20 protein-coding genes and 1 riboswitch are annotated in these 21223 nt (G+C 46.0%); of the genes, 18 read left to right on the forward strand and 2 right to left on the reverse strand.

What is annotated here, in order from left to right; all coding sequences use genetic code 11:
• The first annotated feature begins 80 nt into the window (after positions 1 to 80).
• The 13 genes from I8U27_RS13925 (at position 81) to I8U27_RS13985 (ending at position 13092) form a co-directional block, all read left to right on the forward strand.
• A complete protein-coding gene (locus tag I8U27_RS13925; protein ID WP_181752708.1) occupies positions 81 to 1025 on the forward strand; it encodes a hypothetical protein in 945 nt (314 codons plus the stop codon).
• Positions 1026 to 1069: 44 nt separating this feature from the next.
• Positions 1070 to 1393 carry a c-type cytochrome gene (locus I8U27_RS13930; protein ID WP_181752706.1) on the forward strand — a complete coding sequence of 108 codons (324 nt, stop codon included), beginning with the start codon at positions 1070 to 1072 and terminating at the stop codon, positions 1391 to 1393.
• A gap of 254 nt (positions 1394 to 1647) precedes the next feature.
• On the forward strand, positions 1648 to 2688 hold the full coding sequence (gene argC, locus I8U27_RS13935) for an N-acetyl-gamma-glutamyl-phosphate reductase (RefSeq protein WP_309506154.1): 1041 nt from the start codon (positions 1648 to 1650) through the stop codon (positions 2686 to 2688).
• Between the two features lie 62 nt (positions 2689 to 2750).
• On the forward strand, positions 2751 to 3986 hold the full coding sequence (gene argJ, locus I8U27_RS13940) for a bifunctional glutamate N-acetyltransferase/amino-acid acetyltransferase ArgJ (protein WP_181752702.1): 1236 nt from the start codon (positions 2751 to 2753) through the stop codon (positions 3984 to 3986).
• 18 nt (positions 3987 to 4004) lie between these two features.
• A complete protein-coding gene (gene argB / locus I8U27_RS13945) occupies positions 4005 to 4829 on the forward strand; it encodes an acetylglutamate kinase (protein WP_181752700.1) in 825 nt (274 codons plus the stop codon).
• Positions 4798 to 6000 carry an acetylornithine transaminase gene (locus I8U27_RS13950; RefSeq protein ID WP_181752699.1) on the forward strand — a complete coding sequence of 401 codons (1203 nt, stop codon included), beginning with the start codon at positions 4798 to 4800 and terminating at the stop codon, positions 5998 to 6000. The genes argB and I8U27_RS13950 overlap by 32 nt, the downstream gene beginning before the upstream one ends.
• Positions 6001 to 6378: 378 nt before the next feature.
• Entirely contained in the window at positions 6379 to 7878 is a 1500-nt protein-coding gene (locus I8U27_RS13955; protein ID WP_181752696.1) for a family 10 glycosylhydrolase, read from the forward strand.
• A gap of 382 nt (positions 7879 to 8260) precedes the next feature.
• Positions 8261 to 9265: a LacI family DNA-binding transcriptional regulator gene (locus tag I8U27_RS13960; RefSeq protein WP_181752695.1), complete on the forward strand. Its 1005-nt coding sequence runs from the start codon at positions 8261 to 8263 to the stop codon at positions 9263 to 9265.
• 244 nt (positions 9266 to 9509) lie between these two features.
• A riboswitch (yybP-ykoY riboswitch) is annotated at positions 9510 to 9594 on the forward strand.
• Positions 9595 to 9680: 86 nt separating this feature from the next.
• Positions 9681 to 10361 (forward strand): TerC family protein, encoded by a 681-nt coding sequence (locus I8U27_RS13965; protein WP_181752693.1) that lies wholly within the window; start codon positions 9681 to 9683, stop codon positions 10359 to 10361.
• 258 nt (positions 10362 to 10619) lie between these two features.
• Positions 10620 to 11072 (forward strand): hypothetical protein, encoded by a 453-nt coding sequence (locus tag I8U27_RS13970; protein WP_181752690.1) that lies wholly within the window; start codon positions 10620 to 10622, stop codon positions 11070 to 11072.
• 11 nt (positions 11073 to 11083) lie between these two features.
• Positions 11084 to 11383, forward strand: coding sequence for a hypothetical protein (locus tag I8U27_RS13975; protein WP_181752688.1), 300 nt, complete (start codon positions 11084 to 11086; stop codon positions 11381 to 11383).
• Positions 11383 to 12639 carry a glutathionylspermidine synthase family protein gene (locus I8U27_RS13980; RefSeq protein ID WP_181752778.1) on the forward strand — a complete coding sequence of 419 codons (1257 nt, stop codon included), beginning with the start codon at positions 11383 to 11385 and terminating at the stop codon, positions 12637 to 12639. The genes I8U27_RS13975 and I8U27_RS13980 overlap by 1 nt, the downstream gene beginning before the upstream one ends.
• An 18-nt stretch (positions 12640 to 12657) precedes the next feature.
• Positions 12658 to 13092, forward strand: coding sequence for a DUF350 domain-containing protein (locus tag I8U27_RS13985; protein WP_181752686.1), 435 nt, complete (start codon positions 12658 to 12660; stop codon positions 13090 to 13092).
• A gap of 145 nt (positions 13093 to 13237) precedes the next feature.
• Here the strand turns inward: I8U27_RS13985 and I8U27_RS13990 are convergent, their stop codons facing one another.
• Both I8U27_RS13990 and corA read right to left on the reverse strand, forming a co-directional pair.
• Positions 13238 to 14128, reverse strand: a complete 891-nt coding sequence (locus I8U27_RS13990) for a polysaccharide deacetylase family protein (RefSeq protein ID WP_181752684.1) — start codon at positions 14126 to 14128, stop codon at positions 13238 to 13240.
• Between the two features lie 237 nt (positions 14129 to 14365).
• Positions 14366 to 15319, reverse strand: a complete 954-nt coding sequence (corA, locus tag I8U27_RS13995; protein ID WP_181752682.1) for a magnesium/cobalt transporter CorA — start codon at positions 15317 to 15319, stop codon at positions 14366 to 14368.
• Between the two features lie 237 nt (positions 15320 to 15556).
• Between corA and I8U27_RS14000 the strand changes: the two genes are divergently transcribed.
• The 5 genes from I8U27_RS14000 to I8U27_RS21160 all read left to right on the forward strand — a co-directional run bounded on the left by I8U27_RS14000 (position 15557) and on the right by I8U27_RS21160 (position 21196).
• Entirely contained in the window at positions 15557 to 16813 is a 1257-nt protein-coding gene (locus I8U27_RS14000) for an argininosuccinate synthase (protein WP_181752680.1), read from the forward strand.
• Complete coding sequence (gene argH / locus I8U27_RS14005; protein WP_181752678.1) at positions 16764 to 18164, forward strand: argininosuccinate lyase; 1401 nt, start codon at positions 16764 to 16766, stop codon at positions 18162 to 18164. The genes I8U27_RS14000 and argH overlap by 50 nt, the downstream gene beginning before the upstream one ends.
• A 271-nt stretch (positions 18165 to 18435) precedes the next feature.
• Positions 18436 to 19119, forward strand: coding sequence for a cell division ATP-binding protein FtsE (gene ftsE, locus I8U27_RS14010; protein WP_181752676.1), 684 nt, complete (start codon positions 18436 to 18438; stop codon positions 19117 to 19119).
• Entirely contained in the window at positions 19109 to 20008 is a 900-nt protein-coding gene (gene ftsX / locus I8U27_RS14015) for a permease-like cell division protein FtsX (RefSeq protein ID WP_181752674.1), read from the forward strand. The genes ftsE and ftsX overlap by 11 nt, the downstream gene beginning before the upstream one ends.
• A gap of 27 nt (positions 20009 to 20035) precedes the next feature.
• The gene (locus I8U27_RS21160; protein ID WP_198065884.1) at positions 20036 to 21196 is read left to right on the forward strand and encodes a murein hydrolase activator EnvC family protein; all 1161 of its coding nucleotides are present in this window, start codon (positions 20036 to 20038) and stop codon (positions 21194 to 21196) included.
• The last annotated feature ends 27 nt before the right edge of the window (positions 21197 to 21223 follow it).

A 21223-nucleotide genomic window follows, 5' to 3' on the forward strand; every position in this document is an offset into this window, starting at 1 on the left:
ACCTATAAAATAGAAATCAATTGATCATTAAATATAAGGACCGTAAAGTTAGGAAGAGAATCTAAGGGGGTACATGATGAATGGAATCAATTTTGAGTAATCCGCTTGTTTGGGGCGGGGGAGGTATTCTGGTCATTGCACTGATTATCTTGATCAGTGTGGCGATCAGTAAGCGCAGAGCCCGTGAAGTGGAAGAACTGGAGAAAATGTTTCCAGTAAGGAATCCCGATCAGGATGGAACAGAAAAAATCCCTGTGGAAAAAGTTCGGAGAACCACACTGGAAAGAGAAAAAAGGAAAAAATCGGGACAATATCCCACAGAGCCAAAAATGCCGCCCAAAAAGGGAGAAAAAGCATTTCCTGGTGAAGATAAGGAAATTATCATAACCGGAGGGGACGCTTCGGAACCCGAACCGTCACAAAAACAGCCGGTGGATCAAGAAGAAAAGAGACGCTCTCCAAGCTTCTTTAAGACCCGTTCCAAGAGAAAAACTTCCTCGCGGAATTCCGATGAGCTTGAAGACCTGACGGGGATGATGGAAGAAGTTGAAGACCAGGAGGAGTCTTTTGCGATCAAAAGGACAACCAAAAAAGCCACGGTGGAAAACAATTCCAAGGAGTCGACAGAAGAGAAGGCGGATGAGAAAAAGGTGGACGCTGCTACCAGCCGCCGCCTGTATAAAAGGAGCTTGCTCAACCCTGGGAGCGTGTTGGACGAAGATTCTGAAGAGACGGTTCCCGAAAGTGAAGATTTATCTGCAAGTACCCGAATGGGAGGAGATGCTTTAACACATCGCACCGTAAAAAAAGACAAAAATGACGAAGAGTATTCTGATGAGAACCAAGGGAAAATATCTGAAGAGGCCCCATCCGGTTATTTCGGCAAAAGACAAGGATTTCCGACTCGTTCTGTGCAGAAAAAACAACCCGGCCCATTGCCGGAAGCTCAAGACGGACACGAAGAAGTAAATGAGTTGCCCAGTCGTTCAAAGCGCCGTCCCAAGAAAAAATTTTTTAAGCGGTGAGAAGACTGGTACAAAAAGCAGTAAGAAGGGAGAAACCAACTGAGATGAGAAAGCTTGCCATTGGATTTGCCGGCTTGCTGTCATTTGTTTTGCTCGCCGGCTGTAATCCGCAGCAGCAGACAAACAGAGCCCCGGCCAACGATACAGCAATGGAGCCAAAAGATATTTACACAAATAATTGCGCTTCATGCCATGGGGGCAATTTACAAGGAAGCATAGGCCCCAGCCTGGAAAAGATCGGCGGCAAATTGAGCAAAGAAGAGATCGCCAATATCATTGCAAACGGCACAGGGAGCATGCCGGGCCAGACCCAGATCTCGGCTCAACAGAGGGAGAAATTAGCTGCCTGGCTGGCGGAACAAAAATAGACGGATCATCCAGTTGTGAAAAAGCAAGAGACGACCAATCGGAAGTTTCTTGCTTTTTAATTTGGCTTAAAATAATTATCAGAATAATAAAAAGATATATCCTGGGAACAAAGCCTTATTCCCCCTTCAGGTTGAAAATGAATGCAAATTTTTTCAATAAAAAATGATAAAAAGAGAAAAAAGGGTTGAATAAATATTAGTATATATGTATAATAATACATAATCTATTTGTGCATGCGTTTAAGAAAAAAGGAGTGTTTCCATTGAAAGCGGCAATTGTAGGTTCTACTGGTTACGGCGGAGTGGAGTTGGTCCGGCTCCTGCAAAACCACCCTTATTTGGAATTGGGGACGCTCATTTCGTCATCGCAATCAGGAGAGCCTCTCAGCCAAGCTTATCCTCATCTCTCACATCTTCCCTTTTCTTTTGACACGTTGGAAATTGAGCATTTATGCAAAAACGCTGAGGTGATCTTTTTCGCCACTCCTCCCGGAGTTAGCAGTAAATGGGTTCCTCAGCTTTTGGAACAAGGGAAAGCTGTTATTGACCTGTCCGGCGATTTTCGTCTCAACTCTCCGGAAGTTTATGAAGAATGGTATCAAATCCCGTCAGCTCCGGCTGAATGGCTGAACCAGGCTGTCTATGGACTGAGTGAATGGTTCCGTGAGGAGATTCAAACTGCTCAGCTGATCTCCAACCCCGGGTGCTACCCCACAGCAACTTTACTGGCCCTTGCACCCTTGCTGCAAGCAGGAATCATTTCAGCTTCTTCCATTATCATCGACGCCAAGTCAGGAGTAACCGGGGCCGGGCGCAGTGTGAAACAAAGCATGCTTTACAGTGAAGTGAACGAAAATCTCCGCCCCTATAAAGTGGACGGACATCAACATATTCCGGAAATCGAACGATTTGCCAGCCAGTTGGCGCAGGAAAAGATTACTGTCAGTTTTGTTCCCCATCTCGTACCGATGAACCGCGGGATTCTGGTTACAATTTATGCTCAGGTATTGAATAATTATACAAGCAGCGATGTGCAAGAAGTTTACCGTCAGGCGTATCAAGAGGCACCCTTTATTCGGTTGAAGCAGAATGAGTGGCCACAGACCAAATTTGTTCAGGGAAGCAACTACTGCGATATCGGCTTCCATGTAGATGAGCGGACGGGCCGCCTGGTTGTTTTGTCGGCTATTGATAACTTGATGAAGGGAGCCGCCGGTCAGGCTGTGCAAAACGCTAACATCCGTATGGGATGGCCTGAGGACACAGGTCTTCATTATGTACCTCTTTACCCTTGATTTCTTTATACTAACCGCCAAATTGTTACGTTCATCAAATGATAAGAGGGAGGCAATTCCCCATGAGTATCCAATTAACTGCCAAGTCATTATTTGAAGTGGTTCAGGATGCTAAAATCACTTCCCCACGCGGATTTACAGCAGCAGGTGTTCACTCTGGCGTTAAAAGAAAATCTCTGGATCTCGGAGCAATCATCTGTGCAGTTCCTGCCACTGCAGCCGCGGTTTACACCACCAATGCTTTTCAAGCTCCCCCGCTGAAAGTGACACAGGAAAGTATTGGCGTAGAAGGAAAACTGAAGGCATTTGTGGTAAACAGCGGTATCGCCAATGCTTGTACAGGGGAGCGTGGTTTACAGGACGCTTATCAGATGAGACAAAAAACGGCTGAACTCCTCGGAATTCCCCCTCACCAGGTTGGCGTGGTTTCGACGGGTGTGATCGGAGAGTATTTGCCGATGGAAAAAGTTTTAAACGGTTTAGAACGGGTTGTAAACGAAGCGGAAACAGAAGGTGGTGAACTCTTTGCAAAGTCGATCCTGACTACTGATACTTGTACGAAGAAAGTAGAAGTATCGGCGGAGATCGACGGAAAAGAAGTGAAGATTGCCGGTGTGGCGAAAGGATCGGGAATGATTCATCCCAATATGGCCACGATGCTCGGTTTTGTGACAACAGATGCTGTCATTGACCCCAATCATTTGCAGAGCTTACTGTGGCAAACAACGGATGAAACTTTCAATATGATCACCGTCGATGGTGATTGCAGTACCAATGATATGGTAGTTGCCATGGCCAGCGGTCTGGCCGGAAATCATCCCCTTCACCCGCAACACCCGGATTGGAAAAAATTTCAATCAGCTTTTTCTTATGTGTGCCAAGAACTGGCGAAAAAAATTGCCCGAGACGGTGAAGGGGCAACACGGTTGATCGAAGTGAAAGTGGATGGAGCCTCTTCAGTGGAGATGGCCCGAAAAATAGCCAAATCCATTGTCGGGTCCAGCCTGGTGAAATCGGCGGTGTTCGGTGCTGATGCCAACTGGGGCCGGATCTTATGTGCGGCGGGATATGGTGATCCCATCATCTCCCCGGACTCTGTGGATGTTTGTCTCGGCCCTGTTTCGGTCGTCAAAGGAGGCCTGCCGGCAGAATATGATGAGGCTGCTGCTTCAGAAGTGTTAAAACAGGAAAAAGTTGAGATTTATGTGTCATTAAACATGGGAGAGCAAAAAGCAACAGCGTGGGGATGTGACCTCACATATGATTACGTCAAAATTAACGCGAGTTACAGAACGTAGATCAAAGGAGGGGGAACCTTGACACAGACAATTGTGGTTAAGTTAGGCGGGAGTATCCTGCGCCGGTTGCATCCCACTTTTTATTCCCGGTGTGCGGAACTGCAGCGTAAAGGTGTCACTCCGATCATCGTTCATGGCGGGGGACCGATGATTTCCGAATGGATGAAAGCAACCGGCAAGGCCCCCAAATTTGTAGACGGGCTTCGGGTGACAGATGAGGAAACGCTGGCGATTGTGGAGATGGTATTGGCCGGATCTGTAAATAAACAAATCGTAACCTGTTTCCTGTCTGAGGGAGCGGACGCGGTCGGTTTAAGCGGTATTGATCTTCAGCTTTTGCAAACGGAACAGAGGAACCCCGTGCTCGGTTATGTCGGGGAAGTGATATCTGTAAACGATAAAGCGATTCGCCAACTTCTCGATCAAGGATGGATTCCTGTAATCTCCTCACTGGGGATTGATGACAGAGGACAACATTTAAATATTAATGCCGATGAGGCAGCTTCGGCGATTGCCCGGGCGGTAGGGGCGAAACAACTGGTAATGGTGAGTGACGTAGACGGAATCAGCATTGGCGAAGGGGATGACAAACACATATTGTCCCAGGCGACTCCAGAGTTGATTGAGCAGTATATTCATTCGGGAGAAATCACCGGAGGCATGATTCCCAAAGTGCGCTCAGGGATTCGCTGCCTGGAAGGAAGTGTAGAAGAAGTATGGATTGTGAACGGAGAAAAACCGGATTCTTTGATGCTGGATTCCGCAAACCGGGATTGCGGAACGTGTCTGGTCAAAAAGGAGGCCGAAAAAGATGTCGCTCTTTCCCACATATCTTCGTCATGACGTGGAATTTGTGGAGGGACGGGGAGCCGAATTAATCGATGAAAACGGCAAACGCTATCTTGATTTTGGTTCGGGAATCGGGGTAACCAATCTGGGACATTGCCATCCTCGTGTTACACAGGCAGTCATTGAACAGGCACAAAAACTGTGGCATACCTCCAACCTCTTTTCCATTCCCCTGCAGGAAGAGGTATCCCAACTCTTATGTGAACAGAGCGGTATGGGTGCGGTTTTTTTCTGTAACAGCGGCGCTGAAGCCAACGAAGCGGCGATCAAGCTGGCGCGAAAGTGGGCCAAAGAGAGCAAAATTATCCTGGAGCCTGAAATCCTTACCTTTGAAAAATCTTTTCACGGACGTACACTGGCTACCCTGACCGCGACAGGACAGAATAAAGTAAAAAAAGGGTTTGATCCGTTGCCCGGAGGATTCCGCATTCTCCCCTGTCAAGATATCGGGGTTGTAAAAAAGGCGACCGGTTCAACCACAGCCGCTGTTCTGTTGGAGCTGGTACAGGGGGAAGGAGGGGTTAAACCCGCCGATATTGAGTTTGTTCAGCAGCTGGCGGCCTGGTGCAAACAAAAAAATATACTGCTGATCATCGACGAGGTACAGACAGGAATCGGGCGAACCGGAGATTGGTTTGCTTTTCAAGCTTACAAGATCCGCCCTGATGTAGTCACTCTGGCTAAAGGACTGGGAAACGGGTTTCCGGTGGGAGCGATGATGGCCAGAGAAAAGTTGAAACCCATCCTCGGACCGGGGAGCCACGGAACCACCTTTGGCGGCAATCCTCTGGCCATGGCCGCTGCCAAAGCCGTTCTCCAAGAGTTGAAAGAGACCACTGTCCTGGGCGAAGCTAAAGAAAAAGGAGAATACTTATTTCAACTGCTTTCCGACGAATTGGCGGATATTCCGGAAATCAAAGAGATTCGCTGCCTGGGGCTGATGGCGGGAATACAGCTTCACGTACCCGTCGCTCCCGTCATTGGGAAACTGCTCAAACAGGGGATGATTGCCTTACCCGCCGGAGAAAATGTTCTTCGCCTCTTGCCCCCTCTGGTTGTTACCAAAGAACAGATCAAGCAGGCGGTATCCATGATCAAGCAGGTTTTTTCCGCAACTGAAGCAGCAGGCAATGGCCTGGAATTGCTTCAAGCCGTTGAACGGTAACCAGTTTAACCTGAATCCCCGAAAAAGGGATCTATTGCCGGAATAGAATCAAATAAAAAGATATAAACAGTGTTTTTTGATTGGATACACCCCTGTTTAAGAGGTGTATTTTTTTGCGCCTCAAGGGAAGGTTCAGGATCGTATCATCATCCATAAATACCGAAAAAAGATAGGAAATAAATGGTCGAAATAATATTCGTATAAGTGTATTTTTTTGATAAATTAATACTCTTTATAGAAGGTAATGATATAAATATATAGAAAATAATAATTATATTTCAATAAATATATACTTCGTTTTTGTCCGGATCGAAATAAAGGAACGAACAAGAAGATGAAGGGTGGATAAGAAAAAAAGTCTAACAAAGGGGAGAAAATATGAAAAAGTATTTTTTGGTACTTCTCTTGTTGATTTTGGCATTTTCAATTGTGAATCCACTTTCTGAAAGTGCAACAACCCGCCATGCTTTTGCTGCCTCTCCGGAACTGCGTGCCTTTTGGGTCGATATGTTTCATAATGGAGCCAAGACCCCGGCCCAGGTGGATCAGTTGTTGCAGGACGTAAAAAGGTCAAACGCCAATGCGATCTTTGTCCAGGTTCGCCGTCGTGGTGATGCCTACTACAACAATAGTCTGGAGCCAAGAACCGAGGACCCGGCTTTGCCCGCAGGATATGACCCGCTGCAGGATCTTATTCAGAAAGCTCATGCATCCAGTCCGCGCATTGAAGTACATGCCTGGTTTGCCATGATGCCGATCTGGAACAGCTCCACACCTCCAAAGGCACCGAACCATGTTTTTAACCAGCATGGATTCAGTCGAACCGGGAGGGATATGTGGTTAAGCAAAAACTACTCAGGCAGCTATGTCAGTGGGTCGGACTATGTGATTGATCCAGGGAATCCCGATGCAGCAGACTATACCATTAATGTGGTCAAGCATGTAGCCGCCAATTACAATATCGACGGTGTTCATATGGACCTCATCCGCTATATGGGCTCCGATTGGGGATATAATCCGACCAGTGTACAACGGTTTAACCAGCGCTATGGCAGGACAGGGACTCCCAGTCCCGGAGATGAAACCTGGAAAGCCTGGCGCCGGGAGCAGGTAAACCTGCTGGTGCAAAAAATGTATGTGAATCTGTTGGCGATCAAGCCAAACCTTGTTGTTTCGGCAGCTACCATCGCCTGGGGCAACGGGCCGAAAACCATTGAGGAATATAATGCTTCTGCCACGATGAACAGTGCCCTGCAAGATTGGAATCACTGGCTGCAAAATGGATGGATTGATTTAGCCGTTCCGATGAATTACTTCAGAGAACATGATTCTTCTCAGCGAACCTGGTACGAAAATTGGCTGGCATGGGAGAAAGACCACCAGTACGGGCGTAAAATTTCGTCCGGAACAGGGGTCTACCTGAACTCCATTTCAAACGGCCTGACACAGATTCGTAAAGCCCAGCAGCCTTCCGCTGCAGGGAATCGTCTGGCCGGAGTTCATATCTACAGCTATGCGGTCACCAATAAGGACGGAGTGGCGAATAGCGAATTTTATAATGCCCTTTCCCAGCCGAGTCAGTATGATAGCCAGACACCCGTTTTCGCTGAACAAGTGGCCCCGCCGTCCTATTCCTGGAAAACCAATCCAACCAAAGGCCATTTAGCGGGAAGCGTCCTTCATACTGATGGGACAATCAGCGATCATGAAGCGGTTGTTATCAGGGGACCGCAGACAAAAACTGTGTATACCGACGGGAGCGGAGATTTTCAAGCGATCGACTTATCTCCGGGTACTTATACGGTTACCTCCGGTTCTGCCTCGAAAGTAGTCACTATTACCGCAGGAAAAGTATCTTCGGCCACCTTAACGAACTAAAGAGGGATCAAAAGAGTAAAACGATTGGAAATAGGGAAAAGCCATTTATGTATAAAAAGCTGTTGCTCTATTACGGGCAACAGCTTTCTTCACTGGTGACCGTTGTCTTTGCTGCGAGGAAAAGTATGGTCTTATTTCTCCATTGTTTCACAGACGGGATCATGAGTCTATTTTATTTTTGCTTTGGCCGTGTTGAAAGAATATGTTCAGTTCCTGGTAACCGGTAAAAGAAAAAAGAACCTTCTCTTGCTAACGGAACCCTTTCTGTGTTTTGCAGGCTGGATCGAAGAATCCGATGGTTTTCTGTGGTATTGACAAAAAATATAAATTAGAATAGATTTTAGATAAATTTTTGTAATCGATTACATTAAGGAGTACAAAGATGGCGAAGATGATTGATGTGGCGAAGCTGGCAGGTGTATCAGTAGCGACGGTTTCCAGAGTGTTGGCGGGAAGCGGGAAGGTCAGTAAAAACACAAAGGAGAAAGTAGAGCGGGCGATGAAGGAGCTGAACTACAAGCCCAACAAGTTGGCGCGAAATTTGCGAAAGTTGGAATCTAAAACAATCGTTGTCGTGATTCCGGATATTTCAAATCCGTTTTTCACCGATGTGATTCGCGGAATCCAGCAGGTGGCTCAACAGCATGACTACTATGTTCTGCTGGGGGATACGGGAAATGATGTGAAAGCGGAATTGGATTTTATTGATCTGATTAAAGAAAGGGCCGCGGACGGAGTAATCCTTGTGACGGCAAGAACTTCACCGGAGAAAATTTTGGAGATCGCTCAGGAAGTTCCTTTGGTGGTGGCGTGTGAGTATATCAAAGGAGCACATTTGTCGATGGTCACGATTGATAATGTCAGCAGTTCGCAAAAAGTGGTGGACCATCTTGTTTCTCTGGGACACCGGAGAATTGGGTTTATCAGCGGGCCGCTTAACGTTATTATCAGCCGTGACCGCTTAAAAGGATATGTGTCGGGGCTGAAGAAGCACGGACTGGAACAGGATTCTTCATTAATCCAAGAAGGTGATTTTACCATTTCCTCCGGCTTTGAATCGGCGAACAGACTGTTGGATTTAGCCGAACCACCTACGGCTGTTTTCGCTTCCAATGATGAGATGGCAATCGGGACGATCAAGGCGATTAAAAACAGGGGCTTTCAAGTGCCAGGAGACATCGCCGTCGTCGGCTTTGATGATATACAAATAGCAACAGTGATTGAACCGGCTTTAACCACAGTTTCCCAACCGAAGTTTGAGATTGGCAGATGTACGATGGAAATTTTGTTGGAATTGATTCAAAATCCATCCACCCGGCAGGAACATGTCGTGTTACCTGAGCATCTGGTGATACGGGAATCGTGTGGTTACCCGCTGGTAAGGTGACCGGAGTGATGTGGAAAGATCATGTATAAGATAAGCGGAGCCTATTTAACTTTCCTGCTTTACAGGTTCCCGGGGACAGAGGATAGCAGTTTTTAAGCCATGTAACAAGATCATGACAGTTGTATGTCCCTGACTAAATAATATATTCAGAGATGATAAAATCATTCAATAAATGTTTTGCTGAAAAAAGTATTGACGATTTACGTTTTTCTTTCTTATCATAGAGATGTGAATTGAATACGTTCTTTCCGGCAAAGGGGAGTAGCTGCACAACAAAGTCGTCATTACGGGTTAAAACCCCGGCTTTGTTGGCAACATTTAATGTTGTTAGCAAGACCTTTACTTTTATTAAGTAAGGGTCTTTTTGTATTTTTTTAGGACAATTAAACAAACTTTAGATGGAGGTGTGTGGAAAGTGGATTTTTTTTCAGCCGAGTTTTTCACAGGATTGATTTCTATTATCATTATTGATCTGGTACTGGCGGGAGATAATGCCATTGTGATCGGCCTGGCGGCCAGAAATTTGCCTAAGGAAAAGCAAAAGCAGGTGATCTGGCTGGGGACTGCGGGAGCCATTCTCATGCGTTTGCTGGCGACACTGGCCGTGGTCTGGTTATTAAAGATCCCGGGACTTCTACTCATTGGCGGTATTCTTTTAATCTGGATTGCTTACAAGTTGTTGACTGAGGAGAAAGATCATGATGTAAAAGCAGGAGAAAATATGTGGGCCGCCATTCGCACGATTGTGATTGCCGATACTGTGATGGGGCTTGACAATGTATTGGCTGTCGCCGGGGCTGCACACAATAATTACCTGCTGGTGATTATCGGCCTGCTTATTACAGTACCGATCGTGGTGTGGGGGAGCACTCTGTTTCTCAGGCTGATGGAGAAGTTTCCGGCCCTTATTACCATTGGATCAGCGGTATTGGCTTTTACAGCCGCTAAGATGATTGTGGACGAGAAGTTTTTGCAACCGTTTTTTAAGGAAAGCATTTTGTACGAATACGGCTTTATCGTCCTTGTAATTCTCGGTGTGGTTTTGGTTGGCAAGTGGGTTAAAAGTAAAAAAAAGACGGTAGCTAACCCGGGATAAAAGTAACAGATTGGTTCAAGAGATGTTGCCAGAGACAACTGTTTCCGGCAACATCCTGGCTTTTGATGGAATTGGAATAAAGTTTGGAAAAGAAGGTTTTCCGGTATCTTTTTAACCGTTACAATTATTATATAAAATAATTTATTCAACTCTGTGATGAAAGTTTGGATTATGCCGGGGAGACAGAATTCTGCCCTCCCCCTGTGATACACAACACTTTCACAGAAAAATATCTTATTTGAGTTGAAAGGGACAATAATGGCCAGGTTAGAGTATCGCTTACTTGATGAAGCAAATGGTTTTCCACTCCTTTATACCTATGAAAATATCAGCAAAGAAGAAATCGCCCTTCGTTTTGCCTGCGATTATTTTGTGAAGGATCACAAGGTGTTTGAAAAAACTTCTTGTGCCGTAGAATCTCTTACTCATATTATCTATGTAGTCCGGAATTATGAGGAAAAAGTGACAGAGCCCGGAATACGATTCGCCCCCCAATGGAAGGGGATCCGGATGGAGGTCCGCCACCTGCAGGAGGAAACAAACCAGTATCCCATTATCCATACCTATCATTTTCATCAGTATCAGGATGCATTGCTTTACCTGATGAGCCATTTTTTATATTTTGACGGCAAGGAGTGGGAAAAAACATCAACAGAAGTTGATGAGAACCGCAAAGTCTACGTCTGCTATGCACAACCAGCATCAACGTAAGGAGGAGAGCCATGAAAGAGAAAAGTAAAAATAAGAGCAAAACGAAGCGTTTGGTTGGTTTGTTTGCTGCTTCAGCAGTAGTCCTTTCGTTTGCCGGCTGTGATGATGATCTGGAACTCTGTTACGATGATGACCGTGACAATTATTGCGATGATGATAACAGCAGATATGATCCTGATGATTATGTGGTCATCAATGGGAAAAAGGCGGCTTACATTAAAGACGACAGCAGCCTGGTTTCCTCCGGGAGCGGCAGCGGCGGCTATAAAGGAGGGATTGGCAAGAAGTCCGGCGGCTTCTTCGGAGGATGATGGATTTGGATGGTCAAAGTTATGAGTTTCGGAGGGAAGAGATTTACTCACCTTTGCGTGAAGAAGGGACTTTTACCTGGGACTCTATGTACAATCAGGAGTATGCACTGGCATCCATTCATGCCATTACGGAGTCCTTTCGCGCTGAGATCGCTTATGCGACGGAAAAATTAGGTGAAATTTTTGCACGAACGATCTATGTAGTTCAGCGGGGTTCCAACGATTTGTTAAAGGAACTGGGAATTCCCCGGGAAGCGTGGCAAGCTGTTCGCCTGACAGTGGCTTCACATATACCCACAGTAGTAGGAAGATTTGACTTTGCTTTTACTCCTCATGGCTTAAAGATGTTGGAGTTCAACAGCGATACTCCGACAGGTGTTGTTGAGGCCTTCTATGTAAACGGAAAAGTATGTGAGTACTTCGGCTGGGAAAATCCAAATCAAGAGATGGATAAACAGATTCTTGCCTCTTTTCAGGATATTGTTTCCCGTTACAAGCAGATGGGGATGAAGACGGATGAAGTCTGCTTCAGTTCCCTTGATTGGCATGCTGAAGACTCAGGCACCACCCGCTATCTGATGCAAAAGTCCGGCTTAAAAGCCAGATATGTACCTCTGTCCGCTTTAGCGGTGAAGGGCCGGCGTTTGTATGCTTATGATGAAATGAGCAAGGGGTATCAACCCGTCGATGTGCTGTACCGGCTGCATGCCATAGAAATACTGGCTGAAGAGAGCGATGATGATGGCTATCCCACTGGTGCGCATGTGCTTGATCTGGTGGCCGGGAAAAGGCTGGCTCTCATCAACCCGCCGGGGGCCTTCATCGCCCAGACAAAAGCTTTGCAAGCCTTGATCTGGAATCTGCATGAAACAAATACTTTTTTTACGGCGGAGGAACATGAACTGATAGGTACATATCTGTTGCCCACCTATATGGAAAATCAGTTCCGGGGAAAAAAGGCTTATGTCAGAAAACCGATTTTTGGCCGCGAGGGTGGTGCAGTCACCTTATTTGACCCAAGCGGAAATCCGATTGCCAGCGATAAGGAATCGCTCTACTGGGACCAGATGATGGTTTATCAGCAATTGGCAGAGTTGGAGCAAGTGGAAGTTCAAACATTAAAAGGGCCTTTTCAGGGACAGTTGCTGTGGGGGTCTTTCCTTGTCGGGGGACAAGCTTCAGCGATTGTGGCCCGGGTTGATCAAAAGATTACCGGAAATTTATCTTATTTTCTGCCCGTAGGAATACCAACATAGGAGAGGAGCCAGGTAGATATGTCACAAGTAGATGCGATGTTGAATTTCTCCATTTATCTCGGGATAACCATCCCTTTGCTCTTTTTTGGGCTTCTTATTTTTCTGTTTACCACTCCGTATAGAGAGTATCAGCTGATCCGTGAGGGTGCGGATACCACCGATCCGGCAAAAGTGAATGCGGCCAAGGCAGCTGCCCACGACCTGGGAGGAAAGGTGCTCGGTTTATCCATAGTTATCGCGTCCGCGATCTTTAATTCTGTAAATGTTGTTGATCTTGTGATCTGGGGTGGATTAGGCATTATCTTTCAAGTTGCCGTGTTTTATCTTTTTAACTGGCTGGCACCCTTTAGTGTGATTTCGGAAATTCCAAAAGGAAATGTGTCAGTCTCCATCTTTGCCTCCCGCCTCAGTGTGGCCACCGGGCTCTTGATGGCTGCTCTCATAACCTATTAATTATTGCAGCCCGGATTTCCAATGGGTTTGGAAGTCCGGGTTTTTATCTTTTTTCGCCGGGCAGGCTGCCAAAAGGCGGTTCCCCGGAATTCAAAAACTTTTACCTCTGTGCTGTGTCTGCAAGTCATACCCGGCACCCCTTATGTTAATTGGAGAGAGGATAGTCTTCAAGCTTCACAAACTGATAACCTTTTTTCTTCAGTTGAGGGATCGCTTTCATCACACCTTCTGCCGTATCGTTGCCCGGTTTGTTAAAATGCAGGATTACGATGGAACCCGGTTTTGCTTTGAGTAAAGCCCGGTACACCTGTTCCGTCGAGTATGTAGCCCCGGCATCACCGATCCGGTCAAAGTTAACCACTTGTTCTCCTGCATCATTGGCAATTTTGACGGCAATTTCATCATAATAGGCTGTTCCGGCGCGGAAAAATTTAGGTTTTCGTCCGGTTAGTTGTTCAATTTTTTGGTGATTTAGCAAAATCTCATCCAACACCTCCGCTGCATTTTTGGTACCTTTGATACCATAGACGGATTTTCCCGTCACTGACAGTGGTTTATGCTCAAATCCATGGTTTTCAATTTCAAATAACGGATTTTTTGACAGGTTCAAAAATATGCTTCGATTGGCATCGATCCAGCGGCTGTTGACAAATAAAGTGGCAGGGATCTTCTCGCGTATTAAATAGTCGATCAATTTTTTGTCATATCCGCTCCCGTGTTTGCCCCCGCAGGCGTCAAAAGTAAGGGCGATTACCCTGTCACGGGTGTCCAGCCTGTTTTTTACACCCGTTACTTTCTCCCCCCACTCGCGGGGCTGCTGATGTTGGTATTTGGCAAGCACATGTTTCTTGAGCTGTTCTGCATCCGGACCGGAAATGGTTTGGCTGGCTGGGAGAACCTCCGTTTTTGTTTGTTCCTTGTCTGCATGGACCGGGTTTTTTTTCAAAGGAGGTTGTTTACTTGTACTGATTTGTGAGCAAGCGGAAACCATGGACAGAAGGAAAATAAGGAAGAGAATCAGATGTTTGCTTTTCATAAGATGTACCTTTTCTGTGATTGGAGTAAAATCAATTTTAATTAGAAATACTACTTTACTCCTTGTTGTTGGAAATTCCTCTTCCTTAACAGGAAAGTTGAAAAATAGACACAAAAATCAACCCTGTTCAATGATGGGATGTCCGATTGGACGGTGGCATACTGCTAAAACAGCTGTTTACTGATAACAAAAAGGGAATCAGTTTTGATGTCGATCCCCTTTTTTTAATACCATATTCTAATCAAACCATCCCTTTTTGCGAAACCAGAGCCCCATTATGGTTCCAATGAACGCCATCAGTCCCAAAATGATAAAGTAACCATGTTTCCACTTCAGCTCGGGCATATATTCAAAGTTCATGCCGTAGATGCCGGCGATAAAGGTGAGCGGCATAAAGATCGTCGTAATTACGGTTAAAGTCATCATAATGGAGTTGGCCCGGTGAGAATAGATGGAAAGATAGTTATCACGGATGTCTGCGGTCATTTCCCGGCTGGATTCTACCATGGAGGTCAATTTTTCCAAATGATCATAGATGTTGCTGTAATGCCGTTGTTCTTCCTCAGTAAAAACGAGACGGTGGGAGTTTAAGATACGGTAAAACAGATCACGCATGGGCCAAATGGTATGGCGCAGATCCAGCAGCTGGCTGCGAATCGCGAACACTTCATTCATCAGAGTATGCAGGTTTCTGTGTCTTCTTCTGGTCTTTTCTTCTAAGGCGGTGACACGGTCTTCCAGCTCCTGGGCGATGGGGAAATAGGAATCTACCAGTTTATCCATAAGCTTATATGTAATATAGCCGGTCCCTTTTTCCTGCACCGTGCCGTTATTTTTCATCCGTTCCCACACTTCGTCAATTTGCTTGTGTTCGTGATAGTGGAAGGTGACCACAAACCGGTCTCCGGCAATCAAGTCTACTTCCTGGGCAATCACCGGGCTCTTTTTTAATGCGTGCAAGACATAAAGCGTATGGTCATCATAGTAGCTTAGTTTGGGACGTTGAAAAAAATGAAGGCAGTCTTTCACCGCAATCGGGTGAAATGAGAAATGTTCCAGCTTTGTTGCCTCCTCCTTGGTAGGGGCATTAAAATCGACCCAGTACCAATCGAGGTCTGTAAGCTGTAAGTCTTCGAGAGGCAGGTTTTCAACGATTTGTTTATCCTTCGTGAAAGCCAGTGTGCGGATCAAAGGTTTATCCTCCTCTAATACCTGAACAAGAATCAATAAAATATGGGATGATGAAGGCATAATAGATATACCCCATATTATAACCCTCATAGAAGATAAAATCTTTGACTTTAGCAGATTTTTTCACAAAGTATGCAATTTTGTATCACCGCTTTTCCAAAAAAGGGGTGGATTTTTTATGCAGGTTATGTATAATAATTCATATATATGAATTATTATTAATCCGGAGGGTTTCTTATGAGTAAACAAAAAATTGTATTGGCCTATTCGGGCGGTTTAGATACATCTGTAGCGATCAAGTGGTTGAGTGAAAAGTACGGATATGATGTGATTGCTGTTGCCCTTGATGTGGGGGAAGGCAAAGATCTTGATTTTATCAAGCAAAAGGCGTTGCAGGTAGGGGCGGTTCAGTCCATCGTCATCGACGCGAAAGAGTGGTTTGCCAAGGACTTTCTTGCTCCCGCATTGAAGGCGAACGCGATGTATGAAGGCAAATACCCGCTGGTCTCGGCTCTGTCGCGGCCGTTGATTTCCCAGGCTTTAGTTCGGGTGGCCAGGGAAGAAGGAGCTGTGGCAGTTGCCCACGGATGCACGGGGAAGGGGAATGACCAGGTCCGCTTTGAACTGTCGGTGAAGGCCTTGCATCCTGATCTCCATGTAGTTGCGCCGGTACGGGAATGGGCCATGTCCCGCGAAGAAGAGATTGCATATGCCAGTCAGCACAATATCCCCATTCCTGTCGACCTGGATAATCCCTACAGTATCGACCAAAATCTCTGGGGAAGAAGCTGTGAATGCGGACAACTGGAAAATCCGTGGGCAGCTCCGCCGGAGGGGGCTTATGAATGGACCCGCCCGCTTACAGAAACACCGGATACCCCTGTTGAAATTGAAATTACATTCCATCAGGGAATTCCCACTCATCTTGACGGTAAGGAAATGCCTTTGCACCAATTGCTGAGCCAATTAAATCAGATCGCCGGAGAACACGGGATCGGAAGAATCGACCATGTGGAAAATCGCCTGGTGGGCATTAAATCGAGAGAAGTTTATGAATGCCCGGCTGCAGTGATGCTGATTAACGCCCATAAGGAACTGGAATTTCTCACGCAAACAAGGGAAGTGGCTCAATTCAAACCGCTGGTGGAACAAAAATGGGCCCAGCTCACATATGACGGCTTATGGTTTTCACCGCTCAAACAGGCACTTGATGCTTTTATTGATGAAACGCAAAAATATGTGTCCGGCAAGGTGCGCGTGAAATGTTTTAAAGGGCATGCAACGGTTACGGGAAGAGATTCAAAGTACTCCCTTTACAATGAACAACTGGCTACTTACACCACTGATGATACCTTTGATCATCAAGCGGCTGTCGGCTTTATCAAATGTTGGGGATATCCTACGCATATTTATGCAAATGTTCATTGTGAGAAGGAGGAGCAAAATGAAACTCTGGGGCGGACGCTTTACCAAGCCAACCAACCGATTGGTTGAGGAGGTAAATGCATCGATCAGCTTTGACCAGGAGCTGGCGGAAGAAGATATTCAAGGAAGCATTGCCCATGTTACCATGTTGGGTTCCTGCGGTATTATCACTCCCGATGAGGCCGGGAAGATTACGGCGGGTTTGGAAAATATTCTGGCAAAAATTCGGGCCGGCGAGATCCGGTTTTCAGTGGAGCATGAAGATATTCATATGAATATAGAAAAACTGTTGCTTGATGAGATCGGCCCGCTGGGCGGCAAGCTGCATACAGGACGAAGCCGCAATGACCAGGTGGCGGTGGATATGCACCTGTATGTCAGAAAACAGACAGTGGAACTGGTCCGTTTGTTGGTACAGTTGCAGCAGGTGATTATTGAACAGGCGGAGCAGCACATGGATACCATCTTACCAGGGTATACACATCTGCAGCGGGCTCAACCGGTACGTTTGGCCCATCACCTGCTGGCTTACGCCTCGATGTTTGAGCGGGATATAGAGAGGTTGATTGACAGTTATAAACGGGTCAATACATGCCCGCTGGGGGCAGGGGCGTTAGCGGGGACCACATTTCCCGTTGACCGCGATATGGTAGCCAAGCACCTCGGTTTTGACCGGATCTATGATAACAGCATGGATGCGGTAAGTGACCGGGATTATTTGGTAGAGTTTTTATCTGTCTGTTCACTGATTATGGTTCATCTTTCCCGCTTGTCAGAAGAATTGATTCTGTGGTCCAGTGAAGAATTTAATTACATTGTGCTCGATGATGCTTTTTGTACCGGGAGCAGTATGATGCCCCAGAAGAAAAACCCGGACATCCCTGAATTGATCCGGGGAAAAACAGGCCGGGTGTTCGGACATCTCACTGCATTGCTCACTACACTGAAAGCCTTGCCGCTCACTTACAATAAAGATTTACAGGAGGATAAGGAAGGGGTGTTTGATACGGTGAAAACCTTGTCAAGCGCTCTCTCCTTAATGGCTCCCATCCTGCAGACGATGAAAGTGAATCGGGTACAGATGAGGAAAAATGCTGAATCCGGCTTTGCCAGCGCCACTGATTTGGCCGATTATCTGGTAAACAAAGGGATGCCTTTCCGTGAGGCGCATGAGGTTGTCGGTAAATTGGTTCTCTATTGTATTGAACAAGAGAAACAGTTCTCCGATTGCAGCCTGGATGAGCTGAAATCTTTCTCCGCTTTGATCGAACAGGATCTCTATCAAAAAATTAATTGTGAGCAGGTGGTAGAGGCAAGAAAAAGTTTTGGGGGAACGGCTAAAACACAAGTGATGCAAACCCTGAAGCAAAAAAAGAAAAATATTAACGAAACTTTGACATGGTTATCCATCGTTTACTAAAATACGAAAAGGTATCAACCCCATCAGCTTACACGCTGGGGGTTTTTGCTTTTTGACAAATTATGATTTTGAAAAATATTAACCTGGGAAAACCGTATAATGGTGTTATAATAGGAAAAGGGTTTTTTCGGAGTTAAAGGAAGTTATCAATAAGTACTTTTATTTGTTCTATCATTGCCAGGTGATGATAAGTTCTATTTTTGATACTATATATAATTACAGAGATAGATAGAACCACAAGACTAACATAGAAACCCTGGAAGGTGATTCTGTGATTGAGATGCATGACGTCTGGAAGGTCTACGACAATGGAGTGGAAGCCCTCCGTGGAATCAATGTCCGCATCGATCAAGGAGAGTTTGTTTATATTGTAGGCCCCAGTGGAGCAGGAAAGAGCTCGTTTATCAAATTGATGTATCGTGAAGAAAAACCAACGCATGGAGTAGTTTTGATTAACGGCGTCAATGTCAAGCGGGTGCGTGACTGGAAAATTCCTCACGTCAGGCGCAAGATTGGGGTCGTGTTTCAAGACTTTAAACTATTGAATATGACCGCTTATGATAATGTTGCATTTGCCCTGGAAGCAATTGAAACTCCGAGAAGGAAAATTAAGTCACGCGTAAAAGAAGTGTTGGAACTGGTAGGGTTAGCAGATCGTATGTATGCTTATCCTTCGCAGCTTTCCGGCGGTGAGCAACAACGGGTCGCTATTGCTCGCGCAATTGTCAATAATCCGAGTTTTGTCATTGCTGATGAGCCTACAGGGAACCTGGACCCCGAAAACTCCTGGGACATTATGTATTTGCTCGAAGAGATCAACAATCTCGGAACGACTGTGGTCATGGCGACACACAACAAAGAAATTGTGAATACCTTGCGCCAGCGTGTCATCGCCATTGAACAAGGACTTATTGTGCGCGACGAAGAAGGAGGCGAATACGGTTATGAAGATTGACACAATGATTCGTCACTTTCGTGAGGCGTACAGGGGTGTAAAACGGAATACCTGGATGAGTTTTTCCGCGATCAGCGCAGTTGCGGTAACTTTGTTTATCTTTGGAATCTTCCTCGTCTTCGCCTTTAACATCAACTATATGACCAAGGAATTGAATAAGCAGGTTGCGATCCGTGCGCTCGTCAACGCACAGTATAATGCGAAACAGCAGGAAGAGCTGACCAAAGATATCCAGGCGTTGCCCTCTGTAAAAAAAGCAACCTTTATTCCCAAAGAACAGGGTCTCAAACAAATGAAAGCTTCCTGGGGAGAAGGCAGTGAAGAGATTTTCGCGGAGATGGAAGGAGAAGGGGAAAACCCCTTTCCTGATATTATCGCTGTTGAACCGAAAGATCCGAAAAAGATCAAACAGGTTGAGGCGGAAGTTGAGAAGTTTGACGGCATTGATGATGCAGATTCCGGGGATGGAGTCACTGACCGCCTGTTAAATTTCTCCGGGTGGGTGCAAAATGTGGTTCTCGTATTTGGATTGGGACTGGCTGTACTGGCTGCCTTCCTCATTTCCAATACAATTAAACTCACCATTATTGCCCGGCGCCAGGAGATTGAAATTATGCGGCTGGTGGGGGCGAGCAACTGGTTTATCCGTTGGCCGTTCTTTATTGAGGGGGCATTTATCGGTGTTATGGGTGCGATTGTACCTATAGGGCTGGTACTTATCTTATATCAAGCTGCGTTAAGTTCCCTTGAGGTTGGCGAATACTCCATTTTGAAATTAATGCCCATGCTGGAACTGGGAGTTTATGTAGCCCTGTGTATTTTTGCTCTCGGCGCGGCAATCGGGATGTCGGGAAGTATTATCTCGATACGTCGTTTCTTGAAAATCTGATCGAAACTTACTGCGAGGAGGATTGTCGTGAAGCGGAAAGTTCTTGTTGGGACGATGGTATTTGCCTTGTTTTTCACGCTGCTGCCCGTCCGTTTTAGTTCGGCTGAGCCAGACTCCTCCGGTATTGAACAAAAAAAGAAAGAAATCAAACAAAGAGATAAAGAGATTCTGCAACTGGAGAAAAAGAAACAACTGGCTGAACAGGATCAAAAAGATGCTCTGGCCCATATCGAAGAGATGGAAAGCAGATTAAACACCTTTGATAAAAAAGTGTATGAACTGGAGCAAAAAATTGAAAAAGGCCAGCAGGAACTTAACCGTCTTGAGCAGCAGATGTCGAAGCGGAAAGAAATCTTTAATAACCGCCTTCGCACGATTTATGTGAAGGGTGATAATTTTTATTTGGAAACCCTGCTCAAATCTTCCTCGTTCGGAGACTTTGTGGCCCGGTTAGATTTGATTACCATCGTTACCAGGGCAGACCGCCAGCTGATGGATGGCTACCAGGAAGACCTTGGGAAAGTTGCCAGGGCGCAAGAAGAATTGAAGGCTGATCTGGCGAGACTGGAACAACAAAAAGCAAATGCCAACAAAATCTATGAAGATTTACAGGCACAGTTAAAGCAGTATCAAAGCAAAGTGGCTTCCATTGATACCAGCTTGAACGAATTGGAAGCAGAGAACGAAAAAGCGCGAAAAGAAGTGGCGGATCTGGTGGAAAAAGCTACCCGGGAAGCCCGGGAGCGTGAGAGACAAAAAGAGTTGGCCGGCGGCACAATTCCCTCCTATACGGGTGGCAAATTCAACTGGCCGGTGGATGGAGGAACGGTCACGTCTCCGTTTGGCCGGCGGTACCACCCGATCAAAAAGACTTACCGGACGCATGAAGGAATTGACATCGGCGCTGCTTTGGGAACTCCGATTAAAGCAGCTGCATCCGGTGAAGTGATTGAATCCCGCCCGTCCAACGGTTACGGATATATCATCGTCATCTACCACGGGGATGGTTTGTCCACTCTTTATGCTCATATGTATGCACAAACGGTTAAGGTGAAAAAAGGACAGACTGTAGCCCCCGGGCAAGTAATTGCGGCTGTGGGAAGCAATGGCCAATCGACAGGCCCTCATTTGCACTTTGAAGTACAAAAAAATAGTACTCCGGTTGATCCCATGCCGTACTTTCGTTGATGAAACTGAAAAACTGACAGAGTTATC

The organism is Paenactinomyces guangxiensis, assembly GCF_016055185.1.
Classification (GTDB): Bacteria; Bacillota; Bacilli; order Thermoactinomycetales; family Thermoactinomycetaceae; genus Paenactinomyces; species Paenactinomyces guangxiensis.

Excerpts from the sequence above, each read along its gene's own strand:
- I8U27_RS13925 (WP_181752708.1), top strand. The coding sequence starts at position 81 with ATGGAATCAATTTTGAGTAATCCGCTTGTTTGGGGCGGGGGAGGTATT.
- I8U27_RS13930 (WP_181752706.1), top strand. The coding sequence starts at position 1,070 with ATGAGAAAGCTTGCCATTGGATTTGCCGGCTTGCTGTCATTTGTTTTG.
- argJ (WP_181752702.1), top strand. The coding sequence starts at position 2,751 with ATGAGTATCCAATTAACTGCCAAGTCATTATTTGAAGTGGTTCAGGAT.
- I8U27_RS13950 (WP_181752699.1), top strand. The coding sequence starts at position 4,798 with ATGTCGCTCTTTCCCACATATCTTCGTCATGACGTGGAATTTGTGGAG.
- I8U27_RS13955 (WP_181752696.1), top strand. The coding sequence starts at position 6,379 with ATGAAAAAGTATTTTTTGGTACTTCTCTTGTTGATTTTGGCATTTTCA.
- I8U27_RS13960 (WP_181752695.1), top strand. The coding sequence starts at position 8,261 with ATGGCGAAGATGATTGATGTGGCGAAGCTGGCAGGTGTATCAGTAGCG.
- I8U27_RS13970 (WP_181752690.1), top strand. The coding sequence starts at position 10,620 with ATGGCCAGGTTAGAGTATCGCTTACTTGATGAAGCAAATGGTTTTCCA.
- I8U27_RS13975 (WP_181752688.1), top strand. The coding sequence starts at position 11,084 with ATGAAAGAGAAAAGTAAAAATAAGAGCAAAACGAAGCGTTTGGTTGGT.
- I8U27_RS13980 (WP_181752778.1), top strand. The coding sequence starts at position 11,383 with ATGGATTTGGATGGTCAAAGTTATGAGTTTCGGAGGGAAGAGATTTAC.
- I8U27_RS13985 (WP_181752686.1), top strand. The coding sequence starts at position 12,658 with ATGTCACAAGTAGATGCGATGTTGAATTTCTCCATTTATCTCGGGATA.
- I8U27_RS13990 (WP_181752684.1), bottom strand. The coding sequence starts at position 14,128 with ATGAAAAGCAAACATCTGATTCTCTTCCTTATTTTCCTTCTGTCCATG.
- I8U27_RS14000 (WP_181752680.1), top strand. The coding sequence starts at position 15,557 with ATGAGTAAACAAAAAATTGTATTGGCCTATTCGGGCGGTTTAGATACA.
- argH (WP_181752678.1), top strand. The coding sequence starts at position 16,764 with ATGAAACTCTGGGGCGGACGCTTTACCAAGCCAACCAACCGATTGGTT.
- ftsX (WP_181752674.1), top strand. The coding sequence starts at position 19,109 with ATGAAGATTGACACAATGATTCGTCACTTTCGTGAGGCGTACAGGGGT.